Origin of the sequence: Roseovarius sp. (assembly GCF_018066915.1) — a bacterium.
Taxonomy (GTDB): domain Bacteria; phylum Pseudomonadota; class Alphaproteobacteria; order Rhodobacterales; family Rhodobacteraceae; genus Roseovarius.
The window spans coordinates 1-15,850 of record NZ_JAGPVV010000008.1 but is presented as its reverse complement, the minus strand read 5'-3'; the positions used below and the strand labels follow the sequence as shown (position 1 = coordinate 15,850).

Annotated in this window: 17 protein-coding genes; 12 read left to right on the top strand and 5 right to left on the bottom strand. The window is 63.9% G+C overall.

What is annotated here, in order from left to right; all coding sequences use genetic code 11:
• Positions 1-60: 60 nt before the first annotated feature.
• Genes KBT70_RS00360 through KBT70_RS00335 form a run of 6 tightly spaced genes read left to right on the top strand, consistent with a single transcriptional unit; the run spans position 61 to position 5,594 of the window.
• Positions 61-915 (top strand): transketolase, encoded by an 855-nt coding sequence (locus tag KBT70_RS00360; protein ID WP_296627424.1) that lies wholly within the window; start codon positions 61-63, stop codon positions 913-915.
• The gene (locus KBT70_RS00355) at positions 912-1,943 is read left to right on the top strand and encodes a transketolase family protein (RefSeq protein WP_296627423.1); all 1,032 of its coding nucleotides are present in this window, start codon (positions 912-914) and stop codon (positions 1,941-1,943) included. The genes KBT70_RS00360 and KBT70_RS00355 overlap by 4 nt, the downstream gene beginning before the upstream one ends.
• Positions 1,944-1,978: 35 nt before the next feature.
• The gene (locus KBT70_RS00350; RefSeq protein ID WP_296627422.1) at positions 1,979-2,734 is read left to right on the top strand and encodes a glucose 1-dehydrogenase; all 756 of its coding nucleotides are present in this window, start codon (positions 1,979-1,981) and stop codon (positions 2,732-2,734) included.
• A 59-nt stretch (positions 2,735-2,793) separates the two neighbouring features.
• Positions 2,794-3,753 carry a TRAP transporter substrate-binding protein gene (locus KBT70_RS00345; protein ID WP_296627420.1) on the top strand — a complete coding sequence of 320 codons (960 nt, stop codon included), beginning with the start codon at positions 2,794-2,796 and terminating at the stop codon, positions 3,751-3,753.
• A complete protein-coding gene (locus KBT70_RS00340; protein ID WP_296627418.1) occupies positions 3,753-4,325 on the top strand; it encodes a TRAP transporter small permease subunit in 573 nt (190 codons plus the stop codon). The genes KBT70_RS00345 and KBT70_RS00340 overlap by 1 nt, the downstream gene beginning before the upstream one ends.
• Before the next feature lie 12 nt (positions 4,326-4,337).
• On the top strand, positions 4,338-5,594 hold the full coding sequence (locus KBT70_RS00335) for a TRAP transporter large permease subunit (RefSeq protein WP_296627415.1): 1,257 nt from the start codon (positions 4,338-4,340) through the stop codon (positions 5,592-5,594).
• Positions 5,595-5,599: 5 nt separating this feature from the next.
• Here the strand turns inward: KBT70_RS00335 and KBT70_RS00330 are convergent, their stop codons facing one another.
• Positions 5,600-6,586 (bottom strand): LysR substrate-binding domain-containing protein, encoded by a 987-nt coding sequence (locus tag KBT70_RS00330; RefSeq protein WP_296627413.1) that lies wholly within the window; start codon positions 6,584-6,586, stop codon positions 5,600-5,602.
• A 190-nt stretch (positions 6,587-6,776) separates the two neighbouring features.
• Between KBT70_RS00330 and KBT70_RS00325 the strand changes: the two genes are divergently transcribed.
• The 5 genes from KBT70_RS00325 (at position 6,777) to KBT70_RS00305 (ending at position 11,593) form a co-directional block, all read left to right on the top strand.
• Entirely contained in the window at positions 6,777-8,162 is a 1,386-nt protein-coding gene (locus KBT70_RS00325) for an amidase (RefSeq protein ID WP_296627464.1), read from the top strand.
• A 108-nt stretch (positions 8,163-8,270) separates the two neighbouring features.
• Complete coding sequence (locus KBT70_RS00320; protein WP_296627410.1) at positions 8,271-9,758, top strand: FAD-binding oxidoreductase; 1,488 nt, start codon at positions 8,271-8,273, stop codon at positions 9,756-9,758.
• Entirely contained in the window at positions 9,755-10,165 is a 411-nt protein-coding gene (locus tag KBT70_RS00315; protein WP_296627407.1) for a DUF4383 domain-containing protein, read from the top strand. Before KBT70_RS00320 ends, KBT70_RS00315 begins: the two co-directional genes overlap by 4 nt.
• A complete protein-coding gene (locus tag KBT70_RS00310; protein ID WP_296627405.1) occupies positions 10,162-11,214 on the top strand; it encodes a hypothetical protein in 1,053 nt (350 codons plus the stop codon). The genes KBT70_RS00315 and KBT70_RS00310 overlap by 4 nt, the downstream gene beginning before the upstream one ends.
• Positions 11,215-11,299: 85 nt before the next feature.
• Positions 11,300-11,593, top strand: coding sequence for a hypothetical protein (locus KBT70_RS00305; RefSeq protein ID WP_296627403.1), 294 nt, complete (start codon positions 11,300-11,302; stop codon positions 11,591-11,593).
• A gap of 35 nt (positions 11,594-11,628) precedes the next feature.
• Here the strand turns inward: KBT70_RS00305 and KBT70_RS00300 are convergent, their stop codons facing one another.
• Both KBT70_RS00300 and KBT70_RS00295 read right to left on the bottom strand, forming a co-directional pair.
• A complete protein-coding gene (locus KBT70_RS00300; protein WP_296627400.1) occupies positions 11,629-12,324 on the bottom strand; it encodes an anti-sigma factor in 696 nt (231 codons plus the stop codon).
• Positions 12,321-12,893: a sigma-70 family RNA polymerase sigma factor gene (locus tag KBT70_RS00295; protein WP_296627397.1), complete on the bottom strand. Its 573-nt coding sequence runs from the start codon at positions 12,891-12,893 to the stop codon at positions 12,321-12,323. The genes KBT70_RS00300 and KBT70_RS00295 overlap by 4 nt, the downstream gene beginning before the upstream one ends.
• Before the next feature lie 165 nt (positions 12,894-13,058).
• Between KBT70_RS00295 and KBT70_RS00290 the strand changes: the two genes are divergently transcribed.
• Complete coding sequence (locus tag KBT70_RS00290; protein ID WP_296627394.1) at positions 13,059-13,913, top strand: DUF4394 domain-containing protein; 855 nt, start codon at positions 13,059-13,061, stop codon at positions 13,911-13,913.
• A 114-nt stretch (positions 13,914-14,027) separates the two neighbouring features.
• Here KBT70_RS00290 and KBT70_RS00285 read toward each other — a convergent pair whose 3' ends face one another.
• The gene (locus tag KBT70_RS00285) at positions 14,028-14,768 is read right to left on the bottom strand and encodes a CbiX/SirB N-terminal domain-containing protein (RefSeq protein ID WP_296627391.1); all 741 of its coding nucleotides are present in this window, start codon (positions 14,766-14,768) and stop codon (positions 14,028-14,030) included.
• 308 nt (positions 14,769-15,076) lie between these two features.
• Positions 15,077-15,850 (bottom strand): phosphomethylpyrimidine synthase ThiC (locus KBT70_RS00280; protein WP_296627388.1); only part of this gene is annotated, 774 nt, incomplete at its 5' end.

Sequence of the window (15,850 nt, the reverse complement as noted above, 5' to 3'; positions counted from 1 at the left end):
CAATCTATCCCCCCGCATCGGTGTTAGCCTTTGCCGAGGTCAGCAGACCAGGAGGACCGAATGACTGTAGAAAACCGAGTGGCCGCGCTCTCCAACACCTCGTTGGAAATGCGGGCGTGGAACATCCGCCGCAAGGCGCTGCGCATGGGCGAAGTGCAGGGGCAGGGCTATATCGGCCAGGCGTTCGGCGTGGCCGATGTGCTCGCCACCTCGTATTTTCACGCGCTGGAATACCGCCCCGAAGACCCCGAATGGGAAGGGCGCGACCGGTTTCTCTTGTCCATCGGTCACTATGCCATCGCGCTCTATGCCGCGCTGATGGAGGCGGGCATCCTGCCCGAGGATGAGATTGACACCTATGGCATGGACGACAGCCGCATGCCGATGTCGGGCATGGCGTCCTACACGCCCGGAATGGAAATCACCGGCGGCTCGCTGGGGCAGGGGCTGGGCATTGCCGTGGGCATGGCGCTGGGCCTCAAACGCAAAAAGAACCCGGCCTTTGTCTACAACCTCATGTCGGATGGCGAACTGGGCGAAGGCTCGACCTGGGAGGCGGTGATGTCCGCCACCCAATGGAGGCTCGACAACCTGATCTGCATCGTCGATTTCAACAACCAACAGGCTGATGGCCCCTCGCGCGATGCCTTGGCCGTGGGGGCCGAGGCCCCGAAATGGCAGGCCTTCGGCTGGCATGCGCAAGAGGTGGACGGCAACGATCTGGGCGCCCTCGTCGCGGCCTTTGATACCGCCCGCACGCTCAGCGACGCCCAGCCGCGCGTCATCATCTGCCACACCAAGATGTGCAAAGGCGTCGATTTTCTCGAGGCGCGCGAAAGCAATCACTTCATCCGCGTCGAGGCGGATGAATGGGCCAAGGCGCTGGCCGTGCTGGAAAAAGGAAAGCCGCAATGACCCTCGCCTCCATGGCCCGCAAGTATGAGCCGCGCCAAGTGCCGGAAACCAAGGTCGCAACCACCGCGATGATCGCCTCCTTGGCCGCCGAAGGCTATGACACCGTCAGCGCGCCCTTTGGTCACGCACTGGTCGAACAGGCCCGCAAGGACCCCCGCATTGTCGGGCTTTCGGCGGACCTCTCGAAATACACCGATCTGCATATCTTTGCAGGGGCCATGCCCGAACGTTTCTATCAGATGGGCATGGCGGAACAGTTGCTCTTTTCCGCTGCCGCCGGTCTGGCGCGCGAGGGGTTCATCCCCTTTGCCACGACCTACGCCGTCTTCGCCAGCCGCCGCGCCTATGATTTCATCGCCATGGCCATCGCCGAGGAAAACCTGCCGGTCAAGATCGTCTGCGCGCTGCCGGGGCTGACCACGGGCTATGGCCCCAGCCATCAGGCGACCGAGGATCTGGCAATCTTTCGCGGCCTGCCCAACATGGTGATCATCGACCCCTGCGATGCGGATGACGTGGCAGGCATGGTGCCCGCGATGCTGGCGCATGACGGCCCCGTCTATGCCCGCCTCCTGCGCGGCAAGGTGCCCACCGTGCTCACCCGGCACAAGCCGGATTACAAATTCCAACTGGGCCGCGCGCAGATGATCCGCGAGGGGCGCGATGTGCTGGTGATCTCGTCCGGCATCATGACCATGCGCGCGCTCGACGCCGCCGAGAAACTGGCGACGGACAATGTCGATGTGGCGGTGCTGCACGTGCCCACGATCAAGCCGCTCGATGTGGCCACGATCCGCGCCGAGGCCGCCAAAACGGGCCGCCTTGTTGTAACCGCCGAAAACCACACCGTGAACGGTGGGCTGGGCGAGGCGGTGGCGGGTGCCTTGATGACCGCCGGGATCACGCCGACGTTCCGCATGATCGGCCTGCCCGATGAATTTCTCGAGGCGGGCGCATTGCCCACGCTGCATGACATGTACGGCCTGTCGGTGGACAAGGTCGCAACCCAGATCAAAGCCTGGCTCTGAGCCGGATCACCAGATAACCAAAGAGGAGATGGGCAATGGGCCTGTTGGACGGAAAGATTGCAATCGTGACCGGGGCTGCCAGCCCGCGTGGTCTGGGCAAGGCGACAGCACGGCTCTTTGCCGAACAGGGCGCGACGGTGGTGATCACCGATCTCGATCTGGCGCAGGCCGAAGCCGCAGCAGCGGACCTGCCCGGCACCGGCCACATCGGCCTCAGGGGCAATGTCGTCGACCGCGACGCCTGTCTGGCGGTGGCAAAGCGGGTGATCGACACCTTTTGGCGGATTGATATTCTGGTCAACAACGCGGGCATCACCCAGCCGCTCAAGCTGATGGACATCGGCCCCGACCATTACGATGCCGTGCTCGACGTGAATCTGCGCGGCACGCTCTACATGTCTCAGGCGGTCATCCCGGCGATGCGGGCGCAGAAATCGGGCAGCATCGTCAACATGTCCTCGGTCTCGGCGCAGCGCGGCGGTGGCATCTTTGGCGGGCCGCATTATTCGGCGGCCAAGGCCGGTATTCTGGGTCTGACCAAGGCGATGGCGCGGGAACTCGCCCCCGACAACGTGCGCTCCAATGCGATCTGTCCCGGCTTTATCGCCACCGACATCACCGCCGGCAAACTCACCGACGAGATGCGCGCGCAGGTGCTCTCGGGCATCCCGATGGGCCGCGCCGGCACAGCCGAGGATGTGGCGGGCTGCGCGCTCTTTCTCGCCTCTGATCTCTCGGCCTATTGCACCGGAACCGAGGTCGATGTGAACGGCGGATCGCTCATTCACTGAACCGACCCGTTGAGGAGCGGGACAAAATACATCAGTCTTCGATAAGGGAGGAAACCACCATGAAGACCTATCTGCTGGCCATTCTGGCCACAACCACCGCGCTTGCCGGCACCACCGCCAGCGCCGAGGTGATCTTTGCCCATGGTGCCAATCCCGGCAATCCGCGCTTTGTCGCGGCCGAGAAATGGGCCGAACTCTATGCCGCCTGCACCGGCGATACCGTCAATCACGCACCCTCGGCCACGATGGGCAATGACGTGGAAATGCTCACCTCTGCCAGCGCCGGGATCATTCAGGTTTCCGCCAACAGCCAAGGTGCCATGAGCCAGATCGTGCCGGAAATCGGCCTTCTGGGCCTGCCGTTCCTGTTCAAGGACCTGCCGACCGCTTGGGCGGTGATGGATGGCGAGGTGGGCGGCATGCTCGATACCCGCGCGCAGGACGCCGGGCTGAAAATCCTTGGCTTCTGGGACAATGGGATTCGCAACGTGACGCATCTGACCAAGCATGTGTCAGAGCCTGCGGACCTCGCGGGTATGAAAATCCGCACGCCCCCGGACCAGATGACCGTGGACATCTTCGAGGCGCTCGGTGCCGCCCCGGCCCCGCTTGCGTGGTCGGAACTGCCCACCGCCCTGCAATCCGGCGTGTTCGACGGGCAGGAAAACCCGCTGACCAATATCTACAGCGCCAAACTGCACGAGATTACCCCTTTTGTCACAATGACGGGCCACAAATACGAATCCACCCCCGTGGTGGCCGGTCTGGCGTGGTGGTCGGGTCTTGACGAGGCGACACAGGCCTGCGCGCTCAGCGCCACGGCAGAGGCGGGCAAACTGCAACGGCAAATGTCGCTTGAGGGGGACGAGACCCTGAAACCCAAGATGGAGGCCGAAGGCGCCACCTTTGCCGATGCCAACCGCGACGCCTATATCGCCGCGACCGCATCGGTCTATGACAAATACGCCGCCGACTTCCCCGATCTCGTGGCCGCGCTCAAATCGGCGGTCGGTCAATAATGCCCGTCGCGGGCGATCCCACCCCGCGCATGGCGGACAGAGGGCGTGCGCGCACTCTGTCCCGCTCTCTGCGGGCCCCGGTCACGGTGCTGGAATGGAGCGGCAAGATCATCGCCGCCGCCACGCTGGTGTTCATGTTCGGGGCCCTCTTCGTCAATGTGCTGCTGCGCTATACCATGGGCTCCGGCATCCCTTGGGCCTATGAGATTCACGCCGTCCTGCTGCCTTGGCTGGTGGCCGGGGGCATCGTGATCGCCGCGGCTCGGGGGCAAAACATCTCGATCAGCCTGATACCCGACATGACCGGGCCCGAGGTGCGGCGCATCATCATGGTCGCGGTCAACCTCACCATTCTGGTGATCGCCGTCAGCGTGCTCTGGTCCAGCCAACCGATCCTCAAGGCGTCACAGTTTCAACGCCTCTCGACGCTGGGGATCAAACAGATCTGGGGATATTCCAGTCTGGTCTATGCCTTTGCCGCGATGGCGGTGATTGCCGCGCTCGATGTGCTGCAAGGGCTGATCGGCCCCGCGCCAGAGGCCCAAGACCCCACAAAATCAAGCCTGAGCTAAGGAGCGCCCGCAATGTCCGCGACGATGATCTGGATCTTCTTTGCCTGTCTCGCCCTCTCGGTGCCGGTGGCGCATGCCATGCTGGGCGGGGTCGCGGCGGCGCTCTGGCTCGATGGCAAACCGATGGCGGTGATCGCGCAACGGCTCTATTCGCCGACGCAGAGCTTTCCGATGCTGGCCATTCCCTTTTTCATCCTTGCGGGCAATCTGATGATGTCGGGGCGCTTTGGCGTCTATCTCGTGAATATCGCACGTCTGGCGGTGGGGCATATGAAGGGCGGTCTGGGGCAGGTGTCGATCATCGGCTCGGTGATGTTCGGCGGTGTGTCCGGTTCTGCCGTGGCCGATGCCTCGGCGCTGGGCAATGCGCTCATCCCGGTGCAGCAGCAAGAGGGGTATCCCGGTGGCTTTGCCGCCGCGATCAACTCGGCCTCCTCCACCGTGTCGGTCCTGATCCCGCCCTCCATTCCGCTCATCCTCTATGGGCTTGTGTCCAATACCTCGATTATCGATCTGTTCGTGGCGGGTATCCTGCCCGGTGTGTTGCTGGCCTTTGGCATGTTCATCGCCGTCTGGTGGGTGGCGCGTCGCCGCGATTTGCCGCGCTCGCCGCTGGCGGGGGGCTTCGCCGCCTTCAAAGGCCAGATTGTCGCCGCCATTCCCGCGCTCTTGATGCCTCTCTTCGTCATCGGCACGCTGCGGTTCGGCGTGGCGACACCGACCGAGGTCAGCGTCATGGCGGTGGCCTACGCGCTCATTGTCAGTGGCGGCATCTACCGCGACATGACGATCCCCTCGCTCTGGACCGCGCTGGTCGATACCGCGATGATGACCGGCGCGGTCATGTTCATCATCATGGCCTCCTCGACAATCCAATGGGTGCTGACCGCCGAGCGCGTGCCGCAGGACCTCGCCCTCTGGGTGGCCGAAACCATCCGCGAGCCGTGGATGATCATTTTGGCGCTCAATGTCGTGATGCTGGTGGTCGGGGCGTTTCTCGACCTGCCTGCGGCGGTTCTCCTGCTGGGGCCGCTCTTTGTGACCATCGGTCAGGCGATTGGCCTTGATCCCGTGCAACTGGGGCTGATGATGGTGGTGAACCTCTCGATCGGGCTCTATACCCCGCCGGTTGGCACCACGCTCTTCATCTCGGCGGCCATCGCGCGGGTGGGATTGTTCGAGGTCGTGCGCGAACTGGTGCCCTTCTATCTGGTGGCCTTGGCGGTCCTGATGGCGATTTCCTATATCCCTGCGCTCACGGTCTACTGACGGGCCTACAACGACCAAGGGGTTACTTCCTTCATTTCCGATACCTCACCGGGGCGGAACTGGCACCCCGCTGCCTCCAGCACGCCACGAGTGCGCGCTTCGGTCTGCCGTGCCTCTTGCATCACCCAATCGGAAAACCGCTTGACGATCCGCCGGTTGAGATGCCGGGGCGGGCAGACCACCCAATAGGCGTCAAACGAGATCACCGGAAACACCGGCGCAAGCGGCACCAACTCGCCCCGCTCCAACTCTCCCAGACAGAGCACGGCACTGTCGAGCGCGACCCCGCCCCCCTGCTTGGCCATTTCCACCGACATGGACGAGCGGTCAAACCGGAACGGATAGGACAGATCCGGCAGCTCGATCCGGTTCGCCGCCAGCCAGATATCCCAGCGATAGATCGTCTTGACGCTGTCGATCAGCCGCGCATGGCGCAATTGCTCTGCCGGGTCAGGGCTGATCGCGGCCAGTTTCCTCAGATACTCCGGGCTGCACATCGGCAACGCCATGTCATTCAGGATCGGCTCCACCATTAGTCCGGCCCACCCCCCCAGCCCATAGCGCAGATCAAGATCGACCGCCTCAGTCTCAAAGGCGGTGAAATCCGGGGTGGCATCGACGCGGATGTTCCAATCGGGATTGTCCGCCGCAAAAGTGGCAATGCGCGGCCCCAGCCACCGCACCCCGAAACTCGGGCTGACGCGGATCGTGAGACTGCGCATGTCGCGCTGACGGCCAATCGCGCTGCGGGCGTTGCGCAGCGCGCCAAAGGCCTGCGTCGTGGTCTGAAACAGCCGGTCGCCATCCAGCGTGAGGATGAGACGCCGCTTTTCGCGCCGAAAGAGCTTGACCCCGAATTGCGTCTCAAGCGCGCTCAATTGCTGGCTCACCGCCGATGGCGACACGCCCAATTCCTGCGCAGCCTTGGTCACGGTGCCCAAACGCGCCACCGCCTCGAAATACTCTGTCGCCTTGAGATTGATATCGCGCATGACCCGAGACTAGAGCAATTTCAGAAAAAATTGATAGACATTTTCGGTTCGAAATTGCGCCAAATCAGATGCTTAAAACGATTGCGCCAAGGACGCCACGGTTCAATCGCCCTTTCCCCGGTTAACCATGGGATCTGCGGTGGCGGAATCCATCTTGACCCGACCCCGACAGCCGGACATCAACGGCTCCATGATCAATCATGACGCGACCCATCAGTTGACCGCCCTGCGTGCCGGAACCCTCACAGCCCAAGAGCTGATGGCGGAAACGCTGGATCGGATCGACGCGGTAAACCCCGCGATCAATGCCATCGTGGCGCTGCGCGACCGCGACACGCTGCTCGACGAGGCCGCGCGCGCCACCCCCGGACCGTTGCAGGGTCTGCCCATGGCGATCAAGGATCTGGCCGAAACCGCCGGGATCGTGACCAGCTATGGCTCGCCCGCCTTTCGCGATCATGTGCCCACCGCCGACTGCCCCATGGTCGCGCGCCTGCGACGGGCCGGTGCGGTGATCATCGGCAAGACCAACACGCCGGAATTCGGCTTGGGCTCGCACAGCTACAACCCCGTCTACGGCGTGACGCGCAACCCCTACGACCACACGCGCTCTGCCGGGGGATCAAGTGGCGGCGCAGGCGCGGCGCTGGCCACCCGGATGGTGGCCTTGGCCGACGGGTCAGACATGATGGGCTCGCTGCGCAATCCGGCGGGATGGAACAACGTCTTTGGCTTCCGCCCCAGCTATGGGCTTGTTGCGGGCGGGGGGCCGGGTGATCTCTTTCTGTCGCAACTCTCGACCGATGGCCCGATGGCGCGCTCCATCCGCGACCTAGAGCTGCTCTTGTCCATCCTCTCCGAACACGACCCAAGGCACCCCCATTCCAACGGCCCCTATCGGCCCGAGGCCCAAGGCCGAAAGCTGAGGATCGGCTGGCTGTCCGACTGGGGCGGCGCCTATGCCACAGAGCCGGGCGTGCTCGACCTCTGCAAGGGCGCACTCCGCGTCCTTGAGGGTCTTGGCCACAGCGTCACAACCCTGGCCCCGCCCTTTTCCGCCGAGGCGCTCTGGTCCGCATGGACCACGCTGCGCAGTTGGACCATCGCAGGCAAGCTCGAGCCGCTGCTCAGACACGCGCCCGAGATGGTCAAGCCAGAGCTGCGATGGGAGATCGAGCAGGGCCTCGCCAGAACCGGTGCCGAAATCCAGAGGGCCAGCGCCATCCGCTCGGACTGGTTTCGCGCCACCGCCAGCATGGAGGTGGATATCCTCGCCCTGCCATCGGCCCAGCTTTTTGCCTTCGACGCCGATTGGTCCTGGCCCAAGGAAATCGCAGGCACGACCATGGACACCTACCACCGCTGGATGGAGGTCGTCGTGCCCGCCTCTCTGACCGGGCTTCCGGCGCTTTGCGTGCCCGCAGGCTTTGGCCCCTCCGGCACGCCCATGGGGCTGCAACTGGTCGGCCATCGCGGTCAGGATGCCACCGTCCTCAATCTCGGGCGAGAGTATGAAGCCGCCGTTGACTGGATATCCCAAGCCCCCGCAGGCGACGGGAATTCTTCCTCCATTTGACGGCGCGCCGCGCTTCTTTCTTGAAGCGCGCGCGCATCCTCCGCAAATTGGCGCAATGAGAAAGGCCCCAGCAGGCTTTGCCCAAGGTGATGGCAGGAACGGTAAGAGATGAAGACATGGACAAGACGCGCCGCGCTGGTCGGGGCAGGGGGTGTCGCGGGTTGGGGGATCGCGTCCCTGATCAATGCGAGGCTGCCGGTCTATGACGGAACCCGCCGGATTGAATTGCCCACGGCCGAAACCGTCCTGAACGACGCAAGCGGCCTCTCGGCCACGCCGGTTCACAAACATATCACCCTCTCAGGCCCCTCAGATGACGCGCTGATCGCGGCAATCCGTCAGGAACTCGCCCAGGCAAAATCCGACAAGCGCCCCCTCAACATCGGTGCGGCCCGACATTCGATGGGCGGGCAGGCGATCCCACGGGGCGGCACGGCCATCACCTTCGACACCACCGACATTGACCTCGACAGCACCGGTCTCAGCTACCGCGCCCATGCCGGGGCGCGTTGGTCACAGGTGATCGCGGCGCTCGACCCGGCAGGCTTTTCGCCGAAAGTCATGCAATCCAACAATGATTTCGGCCTCGCCGCCACCTATTCCGTCAACGCCCATGGCTGGCCGGTGCCATTCGGACCGATGGGATCAACCGTGCGGTCCCTGCGGATGATCCTGCCGACCGGCGATCTTGTGACCTGTTCGCGAACCGAAAACAGCGATCTCTTCGCGCTGGCTATGGGCGGTTACGGGCTGATCGGCGTCATCATCGACATGGACATCGAGATGGTTAAAAACACCCGCCTCTCCCCGCGCTTTGCGGTGATGGACGCCAGCGCCTTCGCCCCCGCGTTTCGCGACGCGATCAACGATCCGGGCGTGACCATGGCCTATGGCCGCTTGAACGTGGAACGCAAGACGTTCTTTACCAAGGCGTTGCTGATCACCTACCGGGAAACCTCGGATCAATCCAATCTGCCGGCGGCCTCGGGGTCGGGCTGGCTGTCGCATGCCGCCAGCCGCCTCTACCGCGCGCAGCTTGGGAACGAGACCTTCAAATCATTTCGCTGGTGGAACGAGACCCGCATCGGCCCACGGCTTGCCGCCGGTGACGTCACGCGCAACGCCTTGATCAACGAACCCGTCGCCACCCTTGACGACAGAAACCCCAGCCGCACAGATATCCTGCACGAGTATTTTGTGGGCTTTGACGCCTTTGAGGCGTTCGTTCAGGCCTGCCGCGACGTGATCCCCGACTCCTATCAAGAGTTTCTCAATGTGACCCTGCGCTACGTGGCGCAGGACGATCAAAGCGTTCTCTCCTACGCGCCGGTGCCCCGCATCGCGGCGGTCATGTCCTTCAGCCAGGAACTCACCCAGCGGGCCGAGGCCGATATGGCGCGCCTGACACGGGCCTTGATCGAGCGCGTTACCGACATCGGCGGGGCCTATTATCTGCCCTACCGCCCCCATGCCACCCTGGACCAGTTGGCCGCGGCCTATCCATCGGCCGAAACCTTCGCCCGCGCAAAACGCGCACTGGACCCGGACCTCGTGCTGCGCAACAATCTCTGGGATGACTATCTGGGGCAATTATGACCACTCTGCAAAAGCTGTGTTTTGGATATTTCGTGGCCCTGATGATTGCCGCGTCCCTCAATTATGTGCCCGGCCTGACCGACGATCAGGGATTGGCCTTTGGGATCTTCGCGCTCGACATCTACGATGATGCCCTGCACGTCGCCTCTGCCATCTGGGCGCTGGTCGCGGGCATTGTCTCGCATCGGGCGGCCCGCAACTTCATGATCCTCTTTGGCCTCGCCTATCTGTGGGATGGGGTGTTTGGCATCTTCACCGGCTACGGCTATCTTGATCTTGGCATCTTTACCAATGGCTCCGCCGGGATGGACTGGTCCTTGCCCCGCGTGCTCGCCAATCTGCCGCATCTGGCCTTGGGCGGGCTTGCGGTCTGGGCCGGTTTCGGGCGCTTGGGGCGCGACACGTGACCCGGATTTGGCGCGTCACCAAATGGCTCGCGCTCCTCTGCCTCGTCCTTGTGGTCGGCCTTGTCTCGCCTGTGGCCTATGTCGAACTCGCCTGTCGCGGCGAGGGCGCGCCGCAGCCCTATAACGCGGTCATCGACCCCGCCCATCACCGCGCCGAAACCCGCACCCTGATGACCTATCCCGAATGGGATATCGTCCACGCCTACGAAGACTACGCCCATGTCATCGCCACCGCAGACCCGCATGATTATGGCTATCTCAGCGCCGTCGGCGGCTTCTGGTCGTCCCTCTGCACGCTCCGGCAAGAGGCCGCAACCCTCGGCCCGGTCGATGGCGCGACCAAGCAGATGGTCTATGTCATCGGCCTCAGCTTTACCGCAGAGCTTTTGCTCAAGGCCGCCTATGAAGAAACCATAGGCCGCGCCGCCACCATCCTGCGCGGACCCGAGCGCGCGCCCTTGGATGATGTTTCGGCCCATCAGGCCGCCGCCTACGCAGCCTTTCTGCAACAGGTCCCGTGGTATCAATGGAACTTCCGCGCCGATGCCGAAGACGTGCGCGCCCAAGCCTCGGACCAATGGCGCGACCGCGAACGCCGCTTCGCCCTCGGGGTCGAGTACGGCGTCAAGGCGGCCTATGCCGACACCATCGCACAGGCCGTAGCCCAGGTGGGGCCGGACGACCTGACCTTGCGCATGATCGTCCATGGCGCCGGGGCCAGCTATTTCGACGCCATCCCGGAGGTTACGGTGGTGCGCGAAGTGCTAGGCGCGATTGAGATCGAAACCCCGCGTTACCGCGCGCTGACCCATCTCCTGCACCGCTTCGCGCTAGACGGGCTGACCTTTGTCGAAATCGCTGGCAACGACGACATTCTCCTCACCGCCCTCTCGGACCGCGCCACCGAACCGGGGGCGATTTTCAGCCGCGCGCGACAGGGGCGCAGCGATCACCGCCACCTCATCGTCCTGAAAGTGACCGATCTCGCCGCCAGACTGCGCGATCTGTCGGCCACGGGTCTGAGCCTCGAGCATATCCATGACTATTAAAGCAATTTCAGAAAAAGTTGATAGACTTTTTCGGTTCGAAATTGCGCCAATTCAAAGGGTTAAAGCGTTTTGGCGGTTCAGCGAAATGTCGAAACGCTTTAGATCGGCCTTGCTTGCCGCCCCCATGCTCCTCCTCGGCTGGCTCGCGGTGCTTGCCGCGACCACGCTTCTGACGGATACGGCCCCCGCTCATCTCGTCCTCTTCCCGACCAAGGCGTTTCTCGCCAACCTTCCCCCGCAAACCGCCATCATCGCGGCGTCGGCGTTCACGATTTCCCTCGGGTCAGAGGGCGAGGGGGCCGCAAGATCGCTCTACCAACAGGGCGCTTGGCTGGTTCTGCCTGCGGGGCTGCCCGGCTGCGCACCGCGCAGCGACTGATCCCCACCTGAGGGCAGAGATGACGGCCCCGTGGCTCAGTGCTGCGCCCCGGTCACTCCCGGAATATCAACCGTGCCAAACACCCGCCCCGATGGTCGGCCTGTCGGCGAGCCACCGGGCGGCTCTTCGGAAATGCCCAAGGTCAGCGTGCCCCGCACCGCCGCAATCTCGGGGGGCAGCGCCAGCGCCACACTCTCTCCCTCGGGCCAGAGCCCCACGGATTGCGCAGGCTCGTCCGGCCCATGCGCCCACACTTGCAGGATGCGCCCCGCAGGCGCCGCCCCGGCGGTCCGGACCAAAAAGACCTCATCCCGCGCCTTGTCCACAAGCGCGACAACCCGGAAATCGCCGATGTCCGACGCAATCTCGGCCGCATAGAGCGGCCCACGGGTGGGCGGCGCAATCGGCCCCAGATCGACCACCGCCAGCGCCACCGCCACCGCCAGCGCGCCCCCGGTCAGCGCCTGCCACAGCCCAAGACGCCGCCAGAACGGCACCGGCGCAGGCTCTGGGAACAGCCGCTGCAAGAGCGCCGCGCGCGCCCCCGCAGGCGGGGCCAGTGGCGGCAGATCGGCCATCGGCGCAAGCTGCTGCTCCCAACTCACGACGCGCGCGGCAAAGGCGGGGTCAGACGCCACGCGCGCGCGCGCCGCCTCAAACGCCTCGCCCGTGAGCAAACCGATCGCATATTCCGCCGCCAGCATGTCATCGTCATCCAATGTGTCGGTCATCGGCTCATACACTCCCGCAAGGCAACAAGCCCGCGCCGGAGCCAGGTGCGCATCGTATTGAGCGGGATGCCCGCACGCGCGGCCAACTCTGCATAGCTGAGACCGTCGAGATAGGCCCCCGTGATGGCCGCGCGCCGGTCTTGCTCCAATTCTTCCAGACAGCGCTGAATCCGCCCCGCCTCAGAGCGCGCCAGCGCCACGCTCTCCGGATCACCGCCCGGCGCGGCAATCCCCTCGTGATAATCCTCGATGTCGCGATGCAACCGCCGCGCCCGCAGCCGGTCAATCGCCGTGTTGCGCGCAATCGTGATGAGCCACGTCATCGGCGAATGTCCGGTGACGCGGTAGCGCCCGGCATGGGCCCATATCTTGACGTAGGCGTCCTGCATTGCGTCCTCAGCGGCATGATCCTGACCCAAGACACGGGCGCAGACCGCGTAAAGTTTCGCGCTTGTCGCATCATAAAGCGCGGCAAAGGCGGCACGATCCCCAAGCGCGCAGCGCGAAATGAGATGCTCGAGATCCTCAGCCACGCGCGCACCCCCAGCATTCTGCGGGGGGATCGCCATCGCCTGTCGCGGACCAGAACGGCGCAGTCTCGGAATTCGTGTCGATCGGTCTGACCCTGTCCAAAAAAATGCACCACACCCTGAAACTTTCGCTCCGGTCGAGTCGTGGCTTTTCCGAATTGGCCCGCATTGGGCGGCCCAATGCAAGAAGAAAGGACTTTTTCCATGTCGTTCAAGACCACATTTGCCCTGACCGCCGCCGCAATCGCGCTCGGGACTGCCGCTCAGGCCGACGATCACGTCACGCTCAAGGGGTATGCCTTGGCCGAGGATGGCAGCACGCTCGTCACCATGGCCGACCTGTCCCAGCCCGGCACAGTCGAGACCCACGCCCTTGCCACGCCTCTGCGCGCGATTGCTTATCGCCCGGTCACAGGTCAGCTTTTGGGCTATGCCGATGGCACGATCTACGCCGTCGATCCGGCCTCGGGCCAACTCACGGACCTCGGGGCCACCTTCATGGAAGATGCTGTGATCGGCGAAGGCGCCGTGGCGTTCGACTTCAACAATCAGATCGACGCCGTGCGCGCGGTCGGGGCCGATGGCTCCAACCTTGTCTATTTCCCGCAAGGGTTTGGCGACAATGACGAACGCGCCAATTCGGTCCGCCGCTTTACCGATGCGTTCTACGTCGCGGGCGATATGTCGGCGGGGTCTGACCCGGTGATCTTTGCCAACGCCTACACCAACGCCATTCCGGGGGCCAAGGCCGCTTCGACCGCGCAATATGCGCTTGATGCTGGCACCAATGCGCTGGTGACACTGGCCAACAACGCCGGTGAACTGGCCAGCGTCGGGCACCTGAGCCTTGATGGCGCGACCGTGGATGTCTCCGACTGGGGCGGGTTCGATATCGCCTCGCCCGAGGAAGGCACCGATATGGCCTATGCCATCCTGCAAATCGAGGGGGCAGCGACCGCCGGGCTATATGCAGTCGATCTGGGCACCGGGGCGCTCACCGCTTTGGCCGACCTTGGCATGGGCGGGTTCAGCGGCTTTGCCGTCTCGCAGGCCCAGTAACCCAAAGCACTGTCAGCAAAGGCCGACAGAGGCTTTCGGTTCGACATTGCGGGCAAATAGCGCCCTTCACACGTTATCGCCCCCGGTCCCTGACCGGGGGTTGCCCTGCGCGCCTCATGCGGGCCCCGGCTCCCGCTTCAGACCACGCGCCACCAGCGCCGCCGCCCCCGGCGCACAGCCGATCGGGTCGAGCAACACGCCCTGAAACCCCGCAAGCTCCAGCGCCTTGGGAATATCCTCCGTCACATGCCCGCCTTTCGCGGCAAAGAACGGCAGGCAAATCGCCCGCGCGCCCAGATCACGGGCCTGATCCGCCAGATAGGGCGGCTCTTCAACAAACCCCACACGCACCTCCGCCACCGGCAACGCCGCTGCAAGTGCTGCGGCAAACCCTTGGCTATCAATCGCCGCCTGCGCGCTGCGCCCCGATCCATGCGCGGCCAGAAACACCCGCACCTCCGGTGCCTGCCACCCCTGCGCCGCCATCACCTCTGACAAGAGCGCCGCCGCCATCCCCGGCAATCCGGGGTCGTGGCCAAAGGGCGGCAAGACCACCGCTTGCGCCCCCGCCAACCGCTCGATCAAGGCTTCGCCGGTGAACCATCCCCCCGTCATGAAATAGGGATAGACATGCGCCCCCGGTCCGGCATCGGCCAGCGCCGCCTCCAGCGCGCCGGGCTTGGCCAGCGTGGCCGATCCCACCTGCCAGCCGGGCAGGGCACGCGCCACCTCTGCGGCAAACCCTGCCAGCACCGCCTCTGCCGGGTCGGGGTCCGACGGCTGACCATGGCTCACAATGAGGGCCGCAGGATTAAGGATTGGTTTCTTGCCAGACCGTGATCTTGTTGCAGACATCCCAACTCCCCGCGGGTTTGCGTATCGACAGCCGGATCATTGCCATGGAGGTGAGGGGATAATGACCCATCCCGCCGCCGCTGCCGGTCTCGGATATGATCTCACGACCTTACAAAATCACCGAGAGGTTCGTAAGGTCTGTAAGGACCACATCCGGACCCGGAGCGCTCATGTCGAGGGCAAGACGCCCCATGGTCTGCGGGCGATTGTTGGCCCAACACATGATTTCTCAGCGACACGCACCCCGCCGCAGATCGCGCATACCTGCGGCGGGGTCTTGCCTCCGGACCTCAGCCCCCCGGCCTCTCTCACTCCTCGATCGGCAGGTAAATATCTCCACGATCACGGAATTTTTCCGCCATCGCCGCCATCCCCTCTTTCTGCGCCTCCGCGCGGATGTCGTGGCTGATCCGCATGGAACAGAATTTCGGCCCGCACATCGAACAGAAATGCGCCACCTTATGCGCCTCTTTGGGCAAGGTTTGATCATGGAAATCACGCGCGGTTTCAGGATCAAGCGACAGGTTGAACTGATCTTCCCACCGAAATTCAAACCGCGCCCGACTAAGAGCATCGTCACGGCGTTGGGCACCGGGCAACCCCTTGGCGAGGTCGGCGGCATGGGCCGCGATCTTGTAGGTGATGACGCCGGTTTTCACGTCGTCGCGGTCGGGCAGGCCTAGATGTTCCTTGGGCGTGACATAGCAGAGCATCGCACAGCCGAACCAACCGATCATCGCCGCCCCGATGCCGCTGGTGATGTGGTCATAGCCGGGCGCAATATCGGTGGTGAGCGGCCCGAGCGTGTAGAACGGGGCCTCGTGGCAACACTCAAGCTGCTTGTCCATGTTCTGCTTGATCTTGTGCATGGCGACATGGCCCGGCCCCTCGATCATCACCTGGCAATCTTTGGCCCAAGCAATCTTGGTCAGTTCCCCCAGTGTCTCCAACTCTGCGAACTGCGCGGCGTCATTGGCATCGGCGACAGAGCCGGGCCGGAGCCCATCGCCCAATGAAAAGCTCACGTCATACTGGCGGCAGATGTCGCAGATGTCCTCGAAATGCTCATAAAGGAACGACTC